Below are 15,307 nucleotides of genomic sequence, written 5' to 3' on the forward strand. Positions count from 1 at the left end.
GGGCGCGGCCCCTCCGTATGGAGTCCCCGCTGCGCCCGGCCGGGTGTTTGTGGGTCGGTGATCCGACGGGTGGTCAGTTCTCCGGGAAGTGGCAGGCGACCTGCCGTTGCCCCGCGCCGGAGATCCGCAGCAGCGGCGTTTCGCTGCCGCAGATGTCCTGGGCCTTGGGGCACCTGGGGTGGAAGGTGCAGCCGGCGGGCGGGTTCGCCGGGCTCGGCGGGTCGCCGAGCAGGACGATCCGCTCCCTGACCCGCTCCGCCGCCGGGTCGGGCAGCGGCACGGCCGACAGGAGCGCCTTCGTGTAGGGGTGCGCCGGCCGGTCGTACACCTCCTCCTTGTCGCCGATCTCGACGATCCGGCCGAGGTACATCACGGCGACCCGGTGGCTGATGTGCTTCACCACGGCCAGGTCGTGGGCGATGAAGACATACGCGACACCCAGCTCGCGCTGCAGGCGCTCCATCAGGCCGACGATCTGCGCCTGGATGGAGACGTCCAGGGCGGAGACCGGCTCGTCGGCCACCACCAGCGCCGGCCGGGTGGCCAGCGCCCGGGCGATGCCGATGCGCTGGGCCTGGCCGCCCGAGAACTGGTGCGGGTAGCGCTCCAGGTGCTCCGGGGCGAGCCCGACCAGACCGACCAGGTCACGGACCTCACGCCGGATGACGGCGGCGGCGGTCCCCTGGGCGCGCAGCGGCGCCGAGATGATCTGCTGGACGGTCTGGCGGGGGTTCAGGGAGGCGAACGGGTCCTGGAAGATGATCTGCATCCGGCTGCGCAGCGGACGCAGCGCCCGCTGGCTGATCCGGGTGATGTCCTCGCCCTGGAAGTCCACCCGGCCCGCCGTGGGGTCCAGCAGACGCACCAGCATCCGCCCGGTGGTGGACTTGCCGCAGCCCGACTCGCCGACCAGTCCGAGCGTCTCGCCCGGCGAGACCCCGAAGGAGACCCCGTCCACCGCCTTGATCCCGGCCGCGCGGCGCAGCCCGCCGCGCGGCACCGGGAAGGTCATCCCGAGGTCCCGAACTTCGAGCAACGGCCCGTCGGTGATCGTGTCCTGACGTGTCGTCATGTCGTTTCCTCCGAGCGGACGCAGGCGTTGCGGTGGCCGTCGGCCAGCAGCCGCAACGGCGGGCGGGCCGCGGTGCAGAGTTCCCGCTGCCCGGTGTCGGCCGCCGCGTACACCGGACAGCGGGGGTGGAAGACGCAGCCGGCCGGCGGGGCCAGCAGCGAGGGCGGGTTGCCGGGGATGGCGTGCAGCGGCTCGCCGTCGGCCGCGTCCAGCCGGGGCAGCGACTCCAGCAGGCCGCGGGTGTAGGGGTGCCGCGGCGCGGTGAACAGCCGTTCCGCGCCTGCCTGTTCGACGGCCGCGCCGCCGTACATCACCAGCACCTCGTCGGCGACCCGGGCGATCACGCCCAGGTCGTGGGTGATCACGATGATGCCCAGGCCCCGCTCGTCCTTCAGCCGCATCAGCAGGTCGAGCACCTGCGCCTGGACGGTGACGTCCAGCGCGGTGGTCGGCTCATCGGCGATGATCAGGTCCGGCTCGCAGGAGAGCGCCAGCGCGATCATCGCCCGTTGCCGCATGCCGCCGGAGAACTGGTGCGGGTACTCCCCCGCCCGGCGGGCGGGTTCGGGGATCCCGACGTCGCCGAGCACCTCGACGGCGCGCGCCCAGGACTCCTTGCGGCTGCTGCCGTGGTGCTCGCGGTGCGCCTCGGCGATCTGGTCGCCGATGGTGAAATACGGGTGCAGCGCGGTGAGCGCGTCCTGGAACACCATCGCCATCCGCCGGCCGCGCAGTCGGCGCACCGTCTCGTCCGGGGCGCCGATCAGCTCGGTGCCCTCGAAGCGGACCGATCCGGTCACCTTCGCACCCCGGTGCAGACCCATCACGGCCAGCGAGGTGACGGACTTACCGGAGCCGGACTCGCCGACGATGCCCAGCGTCTGGCCGCGTGCGACCGCGAAGTCGATGCCCTTGACGGCCTGCACGATGCCCTCGGCGGTGGTGAACTCCACGGCGAGATCGTTGACTTCGAGCAGCGTCACGACACCCTCGCTCTCGGGTCGATCCAGGCGTAGACGAGGTCCACGACCAGGTTGGACGTGATGATGAAGAAGGAGGCGAGCAGGGTGATGCCCATCACCACCGGCTGGTCGGACTTGGCCAGCGAGTCGGCGAAGAGCTTGCCGACGCCCGGCAGGCCGAACAGCGACTCGGTGATCAGCGCTCCGGCGAGCAGGCCGCCCAGGTCCATCCCGAGCATGGTGGCGATCGGTGTCAGCGCCGGGCGCAGCCCGTGCCGGCCCACCACCCGGCGCTCGCGCAGGCCCTTGGCCCGGGCGGTGCGCACATACGGCTCGGCCAGCGTCTCGATCACCGAACTGCGCGTCATCCGGGCGTAGATCGCCGCGAAGGTGAGCGCCAGGGTGGTCCACGGCAGCAGCAGGTTCTGCACCCAGCCGAACGGGTCGTCGGTGAAGGCGACATAGCGCGGATAGGGCATCAGGCCGAGCACCACGACCACCACGTAGAGCAGGATCATCGCGGTGAAGTACACCGGCAGCGCGGCCACGCCGATGGTGGCGACCATCACGGTGCGGTCGATCCAGGTGTTCTTGCGCAGGGCCGAGAGCACCCCGGCGGCCAGGCCGAGCAGCAGCCAGATCACCGCCGCACCGATCGCCAGAGAGGCGCTGGTGGGCAGCCGGTCCATCATCAGGTCCCAGACCGGGCGCCCGCTCTGGAAGGAGTAGCCGAAGCACGGGAAGTGGCACTGCACGGCGTAGCTGCCGCTGCCCATCGTGCGGCCCGCGAAGATCGCCAGCACATAGCGTCCGAACTGCACGATCAGCGGGGCGTTCAGGCCCATCTGCTGACGCACCTCGGCCACCCGGTCGGGCGGGCAGTCCTTGCCGCAGAACTGCACGGCCGGGTCGTTGGGCAACAGGTAGAAGATGCAGAAGGTGACCGCGCAGACCACCAGCAGGGTGACCGCGATGCCGAACAGGCGGCGGATCAGGAAACCGGTCATCCGCGGCTGCCCTTCGGGTCCAGCGCGTCGCGCAGAGCGTCGCCGAGCAGGGTGAAGGCCAGCACCATCAGGAAGAGGCAGGAGCAGGGCAGCACGAAGAACATCGGGTCGACCTTGTAGTAGAGCGAGGAGTCGGCGATCATCTGGCCCCAGGACGGGGTGGGCGGGCGCACGCCGACGCCCAGGTAGGTCAGGCCCGCCTCGGCACCGATCAGGCCGGGGATCGCCAGGGTGAGGTAGACGATGATCGTGCCGGTGAGGTTGGGCAGGATCTCGCTGAACAGGATCCGCGCGCTGGTGGTGCCGCTGGCGCGGGCCGCCTCCACGTACTCGCGGTGCTTGAGCGACATCGTCTGACCGCGGATCACCCGGGCGATGTAGGGCCAGGTGAACAGGCTCATCACCACGATCAGCAGCAGCACCCGGTTGACGTTCTGGACCACCGAGAGCAGCGCCATCATGAAGATCAGGCTAGGGAAGGACATCATGACGTCCATGAAGCGGCTGATCACGGTGTCGATCCGGCCGCCGAAGTAGCCGGACGTGATGCCCAGCAGCACGCCGATCACGGTGATCATCACCGCCGCGCTGAAGGCCACCGTCAGGCTGATCCGGGCGCCGTAGAGCAGCCGGGCGAAGATGTCGCGGCCGAGCATCGGCTCGACGCCCAGCCAGTGCTGCGGGCTCATCCCGCCCGCGCTGCCTCGCGGCAGGCCGCCCAGGTAGGGGTCGATGGCCCGCTTGTCCGTGGCGTCCGGGCCGGTGCCGCTGATCGCGGTGAGCACGGGGGCGAACACCGCGGCGAGCACAAAGAAGGCGATGATGCCGGCACCGACCAGGGCGGCGCGCCGGCGGCGCAGCCGTTCCCAGGCCAACCGCCAGGGGGAGGCCGTCTGTTGGGCCTGCGGATCGAGGGCGGGATCGGGTGCGGGAGCGGCTGCGCCGGGGTCGCCGGCCGCCGCACCCGCTCCCCCGGACAAGCCGGTGGAGAGCGGGGCGGTCATTCTCGCAACTCCCCTACTACTTGGCGGACTTGAGGCCGATGGCGGCGAAGTCGAGCTGGCCGGACCAGACCGGGCTGGCGAACGCTCCGGCGATGTTGGAGCCGACCAGCAGCGGCTTCTTCTGCCAGGTGAGCGGGACCGCGGGCGAGTCGTCCATGATCGTGCCGTCCAGCGCGAGGTAGGCGTCGTTGGCGGCCTTGAGGTCGCTCAGGCCCGCGATCCGGTCCAACTCGGTGTTGACCGCCGGGTCGTTGAACCGGGTGACGTCACCCTGGTTGCCGGTGTCGGTGACGGTGCGGCCGTCGAAGATCATCGGCAGGAAGGTGGCGGCCGACGGGTAGTCGGGGCACCAGCCGGCGATGGCCAGACCGGTCTGCTTGCTCTTGTCGCCGATCACCGAGTTGACGGTGCTGGCGTCCACCGCGTTGATGGTGACGTTGATGCCGACGTTCTTCAGCGAGGCCTGGATCGCCTCGGCCTGCTGCTTGGCGCCGGTCGAGACGGTGATGTCGGTGGAGAAGCCGCCCGCGTAACCGGCGTCGGCGAGCAGCTGCTTGGCCTTGGCCTGGTCACCGGCGGCCGGGATCTTGAAGTGGTCGACCGCGGTACCAGCGGTCAGCGCCGGCGGCAGGTAGGTGGTGGCGATGTCGGCCAGCGCCGGACCACCCACCGCGGACTGGAAGGCCTCCTTGTCCACCGCGTACTGCATCGCCAGGCGGAGCTTGGCGTTGTCGAAGGGCGGCTTCGAGGTGTTCATGTCGAGCATCGTGGTGCAGCCGGAGTTCTCGCTGACCAGGCGGGACTTGACGGCCGCGTTGGTGATCACGTCGGGCACCCGGGGCGGCGTGAGGTCGACATAGGAGATGGCGCTCTGGTCGTCGCCCTGATCGGCGATCAGGCGGTCGGCGATGCCCGCGCTGCCGAGCGACTGGTTCACCACGATCTTGTCCGGGTACGCCTTGCGGACCGGGTCGGTGCTCGCGTCCCAGAAGGTGTTGCGGACCAGCACCAGGCTCTTGCCCCGGTCATACGACTGGATCTTGTACGGACCCGAGGAGAACGGGTGGTTGCTGTAGTTGGCGCCGGTCTCCTTGCCGATCGGGACCGGCGAGAAGGTCGGCAGCGTGACCGTGAAGCCGAACTCCGCCACCGAGCGCTTGAGGTGGAAGATGATGGTCTTGGCGTCCGGCACCTCGATGGCCTGCGGGCCCAGCCGCTGGCCCTTGAGCGGACCGGCATAGCCGGCCGGGGCGTTCAGGTACTGCTTGGCGTAGTCCGGCCCGCCGGGCAGGTCGGGGGAGAACGAGCGCTCGACGTTGTACTTGATGTCGTCGGCGACGATCGGGGAGCCGTCCTCGTACTTGAGGCCGTCCTTGAGGTGGAAGGTCCAGGTCTTGTCGTTGTCACTCGGCTCACCGAGGTCGGTGGCCAGGTCCGGGACGATCTGAAGCCCCGCGGCGCCGGGAGCCGCCTTGAAGGTGGTCAGCGTGCGGTAGAGGGTCCGGATGCCGAAGTCCATCTCCGGCTCGACCCAGTTGCGGGTCGGGTCGAGCTGGGAGAAGTCCTGGTTGGAGAGGATGTTGAGGGTGCCGCCCTTGACCGGCGTACCACCGACGACGCCGTCCCCCTCGGTGGTGATGCCCTTGCCGTTGTCGGCGGGGTCGCTCCCGCTGCCGGTACTGGAACACGCCCCGAGAGTGAGGGTCAGTGTCGCTGCGATCGCCGCCGCGAGGGCGGCGCAGGTACGCCTGGTCATGTGCAACTCCGCTATGGGGGGACGGACTTGGGGCCCGTACTGCGGGGCGTGCGGCCCGCCCCGGGGCTGATCCGAGGCCACCGGCCGGGGGCTGCCAGGGTCTGGCACTCCGGAGGTGTGGCACGTAACATAGTAATGTGAAATTGCACTGACAAGGGATCGAGCGTCACGTTATCCAGCTGTGTCCTAATCGACCCTCAAACCCCTCGCACCGCACGCGTATTGACGCAGATCAGCCCGGCCGCGCCGGACAAAAGCCGCGATACTCCAGGAGCCGCCCCCGTGACCACCCAGCCGTCCCACCGCGCCGCGCCACCCCTCAACATCGGCAGCCACGACCTCCCGGTCTCCCCCGCCCTGGACGCCTTCATGGCCACCGCCTGGGCCGCCACCCCGCTGCCGGCCACCGAGCGCGTCGCGGCCTACGCGGTGACCCCGGCGCGCCGCGCCCGCCTCTCCACCGCCTTCCCCGGCGAGCGGCTGGTCGTCCCCGCCGGACAGCTCAGGGTGCGCAGCAACGACGACGACCACCGCTTCCGCCCGCACAGCGCCTACACCTGGCTGACCGGCCTCAGCGGCGAGGACCAGGTCGGCCACGTCCTGGTCCTGGAGCCCACCGGCCCCGAGGGCCACGAGCCGATCCTCTACCTGCGCCCGCGCTCACCGCGCTCCGGCTCGGAGTTCTACCGCGACCGCCGCTACGGCGAGTTCTGGGTCGGCCGGCGCGCCGACCTCTCCGAGGCCGCCCAGCTCACCGGCCTGCGCGCGGAACACCTGGACGACCTGGAGAAGCTGCTGACCGGCCCGCAGCCGGGCACCCGGGTGCTGGCCGGCGTCGACCCGGCAGTGGACGGCCACACCGCCCGCCCCGCCGCCGGCACCGCCGCGCAGGACGCCCGGCTGGCCGCCGTGCTCTCCGAACTGCGCCTGGTCAAGGACGCCTGGGAGATCGGCCAGCTCCAACTGGCCGTCGACCACACCACCGCCGGCTTCGAGGACGTCGTGCGCGCCCTGCCCACCGCCCTGCGCCACCCGCGCGGCGAGCGCTGGATCGAGGGCGTCTTCGACCTGCGCGCCCGCGCCGAGGGCAACGGCACCGGCTACCAGACCATCGCCGCCTCCGGCGCCCACGCCTGCGTGCTGCACTGGATCCGCAACGACGGCGCCCTCGACCCCAGCCGGCTGCTGCTGCTGGACGCCGGCGTGGAGACCGACACCCTCTACACCGCCGACGTCACCCGCACCCTCCCGCTCGGCGGCACCTTCTCCCCCGTCCAGCGCCAGGCCTACGACCTGGTCCTGGCCGCCCAGGACGCCGGCATCGCCGCTCTGCGCCCCGGCGCGAGCTTCCGCGACTTCCACCGCGCCGCGATGCGGGTGATCGCCGAGGGCCTGGCCGACTGGGGCGTGCTGCGGATCCCCGCCGAGCAGGCCCTCCAGGAGGACAGCGGCCTCTACCGCCGCTACACCCTGTGCAGCAGCGGCCACATGCTCGGCCTGGACGTCCACGACTGCGCCAAGGCCCGCGCCGACACCTACCTGGACGGCGTCCTGGAGGAGGGCCAGGTCCTCACCGTCGAACCCGGCCTCTACCTCCAGCCCGACGACGAGACCCTCCCCCTGGAACTGCGCGGCATCGGCGTCCGCATCGAGGACGACCTCGTCATCACCGCCGACGGCGCCCACCTGATGTCCTCCGCCCTCCCCCGCACCGCCCCCGCCATCGAGGAGTGGATGGGCACCCTGCTCTCCTGAGCAGCCCACCCCGGGGGCGGGGGCCAACGGCCGTCAGGCCACCTGCACCGTGACCGGCCCACGCCGGACGACCACGGACACCTCGCCCCCGAGCACGGCGGCGTAGGCGCGCAGCGTCTCCAGGCTGTCCACCTGACCGTGCTCGATCTGCGACACTCGCGCCTGGCTGACCCCGAGCGACCGCGCCACCTCCCGATGACAACAGCCCCCGCCGACCGCCCCGCTACCCCCGGGCCTCGCGCCACAGGCGGGCCGTGATGGCGGCGGCCGGGCCCGGGCGGGTGGTGGCGTGGGCGGTGCCGGCCCAGAGGTGGAGGGCCTGCGGGTCGGCGCGGCGGGCGGCGGCGGCGCGCAGGGGCTGGGTGAGGTGGTGGACTTCGGGGTAGGCGTGCGGGGCGCGGCCGGTGTGGCGGTCGATGAAGGCGTTGCGCAGGCCGCGCGCCGGGCGGCCGGTGAAGACGCGGGTGACGACCGTCTCGCCGAAGCGCGGGTCGGTGAGCGCCGCGCGGTGGGTGGCGGAGGTGCCGGCCTCGTCCGCCAGCAGGTACGCCGTGCCCAGCTGCGCCGCCACCGCGCCCGCCCGCAGGACGTCGGCGACGGCGGCGCCGGTGCCCAGCCCGCCGGCGGCGATCAGCGGCAGGCCGGTGACGGCGCGGACCCGCGCGAGCAGCTGCGTCAACGGCAGTGCGCCCGGCTCGTCCTCGACCCGGTGGGTGCCCCGGTGGCCGCCCGCCTCGGGCCCCTGGACGCAGAGCGCGTCCACGCCGACCAGCTCCGCCGCCCGCGCCTCGTCCGGCCCGGTGACGGTGGCGACCTGCGCGGACCCCACCGCCCGCAGCGCGTCCGCCTCCTGACGGGTCGGCAGGCCGAAGGTGTAGGAGACCACCGCGACCGGGTCGGCCAGCAGCGCCGCGAGCTTGCCCGCCCAGTCGTCGTCGTCCGCCGCGAACTCGGCGGGGAGCTGGACGCCCCAGCGCTCGGCCTCGGGCAGCAGCTCGGCCCGGTACGCCCGCAGCGCCGCCGGGTCCGCGTGCGCCGAACCCCCGGGCGACGAGGGGACGAAGAGGTTCACGCCGAACGGACGGTCCGTCAGCACACGCATCCGCGCGATCTGTTCGGACATCGCGGCGGCCGTGCGGTACCCCGCGGCCAGGAAGCCCAGGCCGCCGGCCGCGTTCACCGCCGCCACCAGCTCCGGCGTGGAGGCCCCGCCGGCCATCGGCGCGGCGATGATCGGCACGGTCAGTCCGGCGAAGTCGACATCGTAGGAGGACACCCCGCCACCCTACCCACGGCCTCACCGGCGCGGCGTAGTTCGCAGGGCGGGCGCCCCCCGGGGTGCGTAGGTTCGCAAGCGAACGACGACGTTCGCCCCTCCCCACCCCCGGAGTACCCCATGCGGATCCCCGCACCCGTGACCGCCGGCCTGACCGCCGCCCTGTTCCTCCCGCTCGCCCTCGCCCCGAGCGCCCAGGCGGCTCCGGCCGCCCACGGCACCCCGGTCACCCGGGCCACCCCGGCGACGCACCGCGACGCCTTCGCCCGCGACCTCTCGGTCAGCGTCCAGCCCGTCGGTCCGGCCGCACCGGGCGCGGTGGCCCCGCTGCTCGTGACGGTCTGCAACCACGGCACCGAGACCCCCACCTCGGCGACGCTGGTGGTCAACGGCCCCGCCGACCCCAGCCTGGCACTCACCGCGGGGCCCTACGAGACCGGTCCGATCGACGGCGGGTGGAACTGGATCCGCTTCCCGGTCGCCCAGAACCTCGCTCCCGACAGCTGCGAGACCCACACCGTCTACGAGCAGACGGTGACCACCGTGCCCGGCCCCAAGAGCTACCCCGGCGGCACCGCCGAGGTGGACTGGGCCCCCGACCAGAACCCCGCCGACCGCACCAGCAGCTGGACGCTGGACCTCACCGCGCCGGTCACCAGCGGCGTCCTGGAGCTCTACCGCCCGCCGAAGCCGGCCGCCCCCGGCAACCCCGCCGACTTCGAGATCGTCGAGCGCAACCTCGGCCCGTCCACCGACTACCCGTGGCGCGGCCAGGTGGTGGCCCAGCTGCCGGCCGGCTCGACCTTCCTGAGCTCCGCCCCGGAGTACAGCGCGTGCGTGATCTCGGCCGACGGGACCACCGCGACCTGCCCGGACACCGTGAACAACACCTGGTCCACCTTCAACCGCGGCTTCGCCATCCAGGTGGACCCGGCCGCCGTGCCGGGCACCAGCATCCCGGTGACGATCACCCAGCAGGCCCCGGCCAACCCGGACCCGCACGCGTTCACGCTGACCGTGCTGGTCCCGGTCTGCTGATCACCTCAGCACTGAGACAGCACCGCCCTCACGGCAGCACCGGCCTCACACCGGCCGGATCAGGCCGCTGCTCAGCCCGGCCGCGATCGCCGCGGTGCGGCTGTCCACGCCGAGCTTGTCGTAGATGTGCACCAGGTGGGTCTTGACGGTGGCCTCGCTGATGAAGAGCCGCTTGGAGATCTGCCGGTTCGCCAGCCCCTCCGCGAGCAGCCGCAGGATCTGCCCCTCCCGGGGCGAGAGGGTCGGCCGCCCCGCCCGCACCCGCCCCAACAGCCGGGCGGCGACGGGCGGCGCGAGCACCGTCTCGCCCCGGGCGGCGGCCTGGACCGCCGCCACCACGTCCTCGGGCAGCGCGTCCTTGAGCAGGTAGCCGGTCGCGCCGGCCTCGACGGCGGCCAGGATGTCGGCGTCCGTGCTGTAGGTGGTGAGGATCAGGACGGCGGGCGGGTCGGGCAGCGCGGTGATCCGCCGGGTCGCCTCCACACCGTGCATGCCGGTGCCCATCTGCAGGTCCATCAGCACCACGTCGGGCCGGGTCCCGCGCTCCGCCAGCTCGGCCAGTACACGCAGCGCCTGCGCGCCGTCGGACGCCTCGCCGACCGCCTCCAGCTCCGCCAGGTCGTCCACCATGGCGCGCAGGCCGCGCCGGACCACCGGGTGGTCGTCCACCAGCAGCACCCGGATCACCGCGCCACCGCCGCGCTCCCGCGGACGTCGGCGGCCGGCTCGGTCAGCACGTTCTCCGCCGTCACCACCGCGCGCAGCGGCAGCGAGGCCGCCACCGCCGTCCCCTCGCCCGGCGCGGACTCCACCGTCAGGCTGCCGCCGAGCGCGGCGATCCGCTCGTGCATGCCGTGCAGCCCGAAGGTGGGCCGGGCCCCGCGGGGGACGGTCTGCGGGTCGAAGCCCACGCCGTCGTCGAACACGTCCAAGGTCACCTCGTCGTCCAGGTAGGTCAGGGTCACCGCGATCTGCCGGGCCCGGGCGTGCCGCACCGCGTTGGCCAGCGCCTCCTGGGTCAGCCGCAGCAGCGCGACCTCGGCCTCCACCGGCAGCGGGTACGGCTCGCCGTCCAGCTGGAAGGCCGCACCCGGCCCGGCCGCCAGGCGCCGCAGCGCCTCGGTGAGGGTGGCGTCGTCCAGCGCGGGCGGGGTCAGCGCCTGGACGAAGCGGCGCGCCTCGGCGAGGTTCTCGGAGGCGGTCTGCCCCACCTCGCGGATCCGGCTCGCGGCGGTCGCCGGGTCGCCCGGCAGCGCCGCGTCGGCGGAGCGGGCCAGCAGCACGATGCTGGAGAGCCCCTGGGCGAGGGTGTCGTGGATCTCCCGGGCCAGCCGCTGGCGCTCGGCCAGCCGGCCGGCCTCGCGTTGACTGGCCGCCAGCGCGTCGCGGGTGCTGACCAGGTCGTCGATCAGCCGCTGCCGCTCGCGGCCCTCCCGGTAGAGCGCGGCGTAGCCGTAGGCGGTGAGCAGCGCGACGGCCAGCCCGGCCAGCGGGCCGAGCACCTTGGGCGTGGTGAGCCCGCCCTCCGTCCCCGCCTGGGCCGCCACCACGACCACGGTCAGCGCGGCGACGGACGGGAGGGCCCAGCGCACCGGCATCAGGTGCAGGCAGACGAAGTAGAGCGGGAAGACCAGGTAGCAGAACTCCGGGTGGAGCAGGGTGAGCCCGGCCCACAGCACGACCACCGCGCCCAGCCAGAGGCCCGCCCACAGCCGGTCCGTCCTGATCCGCTCGGCCAGGCCGCCCGCCGCGTAGACGGCGGCCAGCGCGCCGGCGGTGACCAGCCCGGCGGCCCCGAGCGCGCCGTCCAGCAGACCGCGGACCACGAGCACCACCAGGAGGGTGAAGAACAGCCCGTGCAGGGCGAGGTTCATCAGCCGCAGGGCCGGGGTGTTCGCAGAATGGCCGACGGCGTCGTCGGTCGCGTCGGGGGTCGGTCTCTCGGTACGGCTCACGCCTTCCGAGGGTACGGGCCCGGCCGGGCTGATCCACTCGGTCCGGCATCAACCGTTCGGTGGATTCGCGGGTGCATCGCACGGTGGGCCCCGGACCCGCTCCTCTCCCCGATGGCACCGGCCCGCGCGCCCGACAGAGTGGAGGAGCACGCCCCGCTCCCTCACCCCAGCCGCCAGAAGGGCTCACCGTGTTCGTCGCCCTGCGTGACATCCGTTTCGCCAAGGGCCGCTTCGCCCTGATGGGCGCCGTGGTCACGCTGATCACCACGCTCGTCGTCTTCCTCTACGGGTTGACCGGCGGGCTCTCCTCCGCCGCGTCCTCGGCCGTCGCCGGGCTGCCGGTCGACCGGATCGTCTTCGCGGCCCCGACCGGGGCCTCGCCGAGCGTCTCGTTCAGCAACAGCACCGTCTCGCCCGCCCAGCAGGCCGCCTGGGCCGCCGCCCCCGGCGTGCGGACGGCGGCGCCGCTGGGCATCTCGATGACCCGGCTGACGGCGGACGGCGCCGCCGCCTCGGTCAGTGTGCTCGGCGCGCCGGCCGCCCTGCTGCCGCCGCTGAGCAGCGGCGGCGCGCCGCAGGACGGGCAGGTCGCGGTCGGCGCCGACACCGCGGCCGCCTACCACCTGGTGGTCGGCTCGCAGGTCAGGGTCGGCCCGAGCACGCTCACCGTCTCCGGCATCACCGCCTCCCGCTCCTACGCGCACGCCCCGACCGTCTGGACCACGCCGGCCGGCTGGCAGGGCGTCAGCGGTCAGACCCAGCCCACCGCGCTCGCGCTGGTCGGCGGCGGCGCGGGCACCGGCGCCCTGGACGCGGCGCAGAACACCGACACCGTCGCGCTGGGCGACGCCACGGCCGGCATCGACGGGTACTCCGCCGAACAGGGCAGCCTGCAGATGATCCAGGGCTTCCTGTTCGCGGTCAGCGCCCTGGTGGTCGGGGCCTTCTTCACCGTCTGGACCGTGCAGCGCAAGCCCGACATCGCGGTGCTCAAGGCGGTCGGCGCGAGCAGCGCCTACCTGGTGCGCGACGCCCTCGCCCAGGCCGCGACCGTCCTGCTGGGCGGCGCCGTCCTGGGCGGGGCGGCGGGCGCGGTGGGCGGACTGATCGCCTCCAACGGGGTGCCGTTCGAACTGAGCCTCTCCAGCGTGGCCGTGCCGGTGACGGCGATGGTCCTGCTCGGCCTGGTCGGCGCCGCGCTGGCCGTACGCCGCATCACCTCCGTCGACCCGATCGCCGCCCTGGGAGCCAACCGATGACCGACACCCTGGTCCACACCCGCACCGGACTCGCCCTGCTCGACGTCACCCTGACCTACCCCGACGGCGAGAGCCGGCTCACCGCGCTGGACCACGTCACCCTGGAGGTGGCCCCCGGCGAGTTCACGGCCGTGGCCGGGCCCTCGGGCTCCGGCAAGTCGAGCCTGCTGGCGGTGGCGGCCACACTGCTGCGCCCCGACAGCGGGCAGGTGGTGATAGACGGTCAGGACGCCGGCGCCCTCGGCGAGCGGGCCCGCACCGCGCTGCGCCGCGACCGCCTGGGCATCGTCTTCCAGCAGTCCAACCTGCTGGCCTCGCTGACGGCGGTGGAGCAGCTGCTCGTCCTGGAGGACGTCCGCGGCGGGCGGGTGCGCGAGGCCCGGGACCGGGCGGGTGACCTGCTCTCCTCGGTCGGCCTGACCGGCTCCAAGCAGCACCGCCGCCCGCACCAGCTCTCCGGCGGCGAACGCCAGCGGGTCAACATCGCCCGCGCGCTCTTCGGCCGCCCGTCCGTCCTCCTGGTGGACGAGCCGACCTCGGCCCTGGACCACGAGCGCGGCGCCCAGATCGTCGACCTGCTGGCCGAGGTCACCCGCACCCACCGCACGGCCACTGTCATGGTCACCCACGACCGCGACCTGCTCGGCCGGGTCGACCGGGTCCTGGACATGCACGACGGCCGGTTGACCCCGGCCGGCTGACGGTTACTTGGCGGGCCCGAGCACGCTGTCGACATCGATCTCGACGACGGCGCCGATGCTCTCGGGCAGGGTGAAACGCTTCCCGGGGTGGTGGACGGCGTGCACCCGGTACTCGCCGTCCTCGGGGTCGGTGAGGACCATGACGCGTCGGTTCCTGCGGTCGACGATCAGGTAGACGGGGATGCCGGCGGAGGCGTAGACGGCGGGCTTCGTCTTGAGGTCGGTCTGGTGGTTGGAGGAGGTGACCTCGACCACCAGGCGGAAGACCGCCGGGTCGTAACAGTTGAGTTTGCCGGGGTGGTCCTCGAAGTCGGCATCGACCAGCGCCAGGTCGGGAATCGCGTAGTCCGACGGCCCGTCGGGAAGCCATACCCCGATGGCCTGGATCAGCTCGGTCTCCCCCTCATCCAGACCGGCCGCCATGAAGGGCTTCATGATGCGGGTCAGGGAACGGCCGTGCGGACCGTCGGCGGGCGGCGTCACGGTGATCTGGCTCCCGATGATCTCGACGCGATAACCGGCCAGCCGGCTGGAGATCAGGTCAGCGGCTTCAAGCAGGCTCAGCTGCTCGGTGGGCTGCTCAATCGCTGCGGCGGACATGGAGTTCCTCCTGGCTGCCGATGTCGAGACCATCATCGTAGAACGCCTTCCCCCTCCGGGGCCGGATTCCCGCGCGTCACCCGGACGGGCTACCTCAACGCGCCCGCAGACGCAGCGCCGTCTTCTCCTCCGGGGGCAGCTCGCGGCCCTCGGCCCACAGCGAGCGGATGTGGCCCAGGTGACGGGACATGCAGGCCTCGGCGGCGGGGGCGTCGCCGGTGAGCATGATGTCGAGCAGTTCCAGGTGCTCCTCGGCGGAGGAGACCAGGTCGCCGCGCTCGTCGAGGCGGGTCAGGCCGTAGAGGCGGGAGCGCTTGCGCAGGTCGCCGACCACCTCGACCAGGCGGGTGTTGCCGGCCAGGGCGAGCAGGGTGAGGTGGAACTGCCGGTCGGCCTCCAGGTAGCCGATCAGGTCGTGCTCACGGGCGGCCACCACGATCTGCTGGGCGACCGGCCGCAGCTCCTCCAGCTGCTCGCGGGTGGCGGAGCGGGTGACCCGGCCGACCGTGGGGACCTCGATCAGCGCGCGGATCTCGGTGAAGTCGTCCAGGTCGCGCTCGGTCACCTCGGTGACCCGGAACCCCTTGTTGCGGACGGCCTCGACCAGTCCCTCGCGGGCCAGGTCGAGCATCGCCTCACGGACCGGGGTGGCCGAGACGCCGAAGTCGGCGGCGAGCGCGGGGGCGGAGTAGACGGCTCCGGGGCGCAGCTCCCCCGAGATCAGCGCGGCACGCAGCGCGTGCGCGACCTGGTCGCGCAGGCGCTCCTGAACGGAGATGAGGGTGCGGGGCTTCGACTCGGTCACTGCGATCCTCCGAACGGTACGGAAGACCAGCGTACAATGTCACGTTTCTTTGATCATCCACCATGCCGATATTCGTCCACCGCGATGGTCCGACTTTCAAGGAACGCCCGGGGACGC

15 protein-coding genes are annotated in these 15,307 nt (G+C 72.8%); 4 read left to right on the top strand and 11 right to left on the bottom strand.

Annotated elements, in window-relative coordinates; all coding sequences use genetic code 11:
* Nucleotides 1–73: 73 nt before the first annotated feature.
* The 5 genes from BS80_RS31990 to BS80_RS32010 are packed head-to-tail and all read right to left on the bottom strand — an operon-like array spanning nucleotide 74 to nucleotide 5,801.
* Nucleotides 74–1,072, bottom strand: coding sequence for an ABC transporter ATP-binding protein (locus BS80_RS31990; RefSeq protein WP_035804748.1), 999 nt, complete (start codon nucleotides 1,070–1,072; stop codon nucleotides 74–76).
* Nucleotides 1,069–2,055 carry an ABC transporter ATP-binding protein gene (locus tag BS80_RS31995; RefSeq protein WP_035804749.1) on the bottom strand — a complete coding sequence of 329 codons (987 nt, stop codon included), beginning with the start codon at nucleotides 2,053–2,055 and terminating at the stop codon, nucleotides 1,069–1,071. The genes BS80_RS31990 and BS80_RS31995 overlap by 4 nt, the downstream gene beginning before the upstream one ends.
* Nucleotides 2,052–3,041 (bottom strand): ABC transporter permease, encoded by a 990-nt coding sequence (locus BS80_RS32000; RefSeq protein ID WP_035804750.1) that lies wholly within the window; start codon nucleotides 3,039–3,041, stop codon nucleotides 2,052–2,054. The genes BS80_RS31995 and BS80_RS32000 overlap by 4 nt, the downstream gene beginning before the upstream one ends.
* Entirely contained in the window at nucleotides 3,038–4,045 is a 1,008-nt protein-coding gene (locus BS80_RS44205; protein WP_035804752.1) for an ABC transporter permease, read from the bottom strand. The genes BS80_RS32000 and BS80_RS44205 overlap by 4 nt, the downstream gene beginning before the upstream one ends.
* 16 nt (nucleotides 4,046–4,061) lie before the next feature.
* The gene (locus BS80_RS32010) at nucleotides 4,062–5,801 is read right to left on the bottom strand and encodes an ABC transporter substrate-binding protein (protein ID WP_035804753.1); all 1,740 of its coding nucleotides are present in this window, start codon (nucleotides 5,799–5,801) and stop codon (nucleotides 4,062–4,064) included.
* A 282-nt stretch (nucleotides 5,802–6,083) separates the two neighbouring features.
* Here BS80_RS32010 and BS80_RS32015 point away from each other — a divergent pair, with 282 nt between their 5' ends.
* On the top strand, nucleotides 6,084–7,556 hold the full coding sequence (locus BS80_RS32015) for an aminopeptidase P family protein (RefSeq protein ID WP_051967484.1): 1,473 nt from the start codon (nucleotides 6,084–6,086) through the stop codon (nucleotides 7,554–7,556).
* Between the two features lie 33 nt (nucleotides 7,557–7,589).
* Here the strand turns inward: BS80_RS32015 and BS80_RS43680 are convergent, their stop codons facing one another.
* Both BS80_RS43680 and BS80_RS32025 read right to left on the bottom strand, forming a co-directional pair.
* Nucleotides 7,590–7,745: a helix-turn-helix domain-containing protein gene (locus BS80_RS43680; protein WP_332262212.1), complete on the bottom strand. Its 156-nt coding sequence runs from the start codon at nucleotides 7,743–7,745 to the stop codon at nucleotides 7,590–7,592.
* Nucleotides 7,746–7,779: 34 nt separating this feature from the next.
* Nucleotides 7,780–8,832 carry a nitronate monooxygenase gene (locus BS80_RS32025; RefSeq protein ID WP_035804755.1) on the bottom strand — a complete coding sequence of 351 codons (1,053 nt, stop codon included), beginning with the start codon at nucleotides 8,830–8,832 and terminating at the stop codon, nucleotides 7,780–7,782.
* A 120-nt stretch (nucleotides 8,833–8,952) separates the two neighbouring features.
* On the opposite strand from BS80_RS32025, the gene BS80_RS32030 reads away from it, so the two are divergent.
* Nucleotides 8,953–9,870: a hypothetical protein gene (locus tag BS80_RS32030; protein ID WP_035804756.1), complete on the top strand. Its 918-nt coding sequence runs from the start codon at nucleotides 8,953–8,955 to the stop codon at nucleotides 9,868–9,870.
* A gap of 45 nt (nucleotides 9,871–9,915) precedes the next feature.
* Here BS80_RS32030 and BS80_RS32035 read toward each other — a convergent pair whose 3' ends face one another.
* The gene (locus BS80_RS32035) at nucleotides 9,916–10,557 is read right to left on the bottom strand and encodes a response regulator (protein ID WP_035804757.1); all 642 of its coding nucleotides are present in this window, start codon (nucleotides 10,555–10,557) and stop codon (nucleotides 9,916–9,918) included.
* Nucleotides 10,554–11,825 (bottom strand): sensor histidine kinase, encoded by a 1,272-nt coding sequence (locus BS80_RS32040; protein ID WP_332262213.1) that lies wholly within the window; start codon nucleotides 11,823–11,825, stop codon nucleotides 10,554–10,556. Before BS80_RS32040 ends, BS80_RS32035 begins: the two co-directional genes overlap by 4 nt.
* Before the next feature lie 188 nt (nucleotides 11,826–12,013).
* On the opposite strand from BS80_RS32040, the gene BS80_RS32045 reads away from it, so the two are divergent.
* Nucleotides 12,014–13,084: an FtsX-like permease family protein gene (locus BS80_RS32045; RefSeq protein ID WP_035804759.1), complete on the top strand. Its 1,071-nt coding sequence runs from the start codon at nucleotides 12,014–12,016 to the stop codon at nucleotides 13,082–13,084.
* Nucleotides 13,081–13,785 (top strand): ABC transporter ATP-binding protein, encoded by a 705-nt coding sequence (locus tag BS80_RS32050; RefSeq protein ID WP_035804761.1) that lies wholly within the window; start codon nucleotides 13,081–13,083, stop codon nucleotides 13,783–13,785. Before BS80_RS32045 ends, BS80_RS32050 begins: the two co-directional genes overlap by 4 nt.
* Before the next feature lie 3 nt (nucleotides 13,786–13,788).
* Here the strand turns inward: BS80_RS32050 and BS80_RS32055 are convergent, their stop codons facing one another.
* Both BS80_RS32055 and BS80_RS32060 read right to left on the bottom strand, forming a co-directional pair.
* On the bottom strand, nucleotides 13,789–14,385 hold the full coding sequence (locus tag BS80_RS32055) for a Uma2 family endonuclease (protein ID WP_035804763.1): 597 nt from the start codon (nucleotides 14,383–14,385) through the stop codon (nucleotides 13,789–13,791).
* A gap of 94 nt (nucleotides 14,386–14,479) precedes the next feature.
* Nucleotides 14,480–15,190, bottom strand: coding sequence for a GntR family transcriptional regulator (locus BS80_RS32060; protein WP_035804765.1), 711 nt, complete (start codon nucleotides 15,188–15,190; stop codon nucleotides 14,480–14,482).
* Nucleotides 15,191–15,307: the final 117 nt, after the last annotated feature.

This window comes from Kitasatospora mediocidica KCTC 9733 (genome assembly GCF_000744225.1).
GTDB lineage: Bacteria > Actinomycetota > Actinomycetes > Streptomycetales > Streptomycetaceae > Kitasatospora > Kitasatospora mediocidica.

Excerpts from the sequence above, each read along its gene's own strand:
- BS80_RS32055 (WP_035804763.1), bottom strand. The coding sequence starts at position 14,385 with ATGTCCGCCGCAGCGATTGAGCAGCCCACCGAGCAGCTGAGCCTGCTT.
- BS80_RS32010 (WP_035804753.1), bottom strand. The coding sequence starts at position 5,801 with ATGACCAGGCGTACCTGCGCCGCCCTCGCGGCGGCGATCGCAGCGACA.
- BS80_RS32030 (WP_035804756.1), top strand. The coding sequence starts at position 8,953 with ATGCGGATCCCCGCACCCGTGACCGCCGGCCTGACCGCCGCCCTGTTC.
- BS80_RS32000 (WP_035804750.1), bottom strand. The coding sequence starts at position 3,041 with ATGACCGGTTTCCTGATCCGCCGCCTGTTCGGCATCGCGGTCACCCTG.
- BS80_RS32050 (WP_035804761.1), top strand. The coding sequence starts at position 13,081 with ATGACCGACACCCTGGTCCACACCCGCACCGGACTCGCCCTGCTCGAC.
- BS80_RS44205 (WP_035804752.1), bottom strand. The coding sequence starts at position 4,045 with ATGACCGCCCCGCTCTCCACCGGCTTGTCCGGGGGAGCGGGTGCGGCG.
- BS80_RS31990 (WP_035804748.1), bottom strand. The coding sequence starts at position 1,072 with ATGACGACACGTCAGGACACGATCACCGACGGGCCGTTGCTCGAAGTT.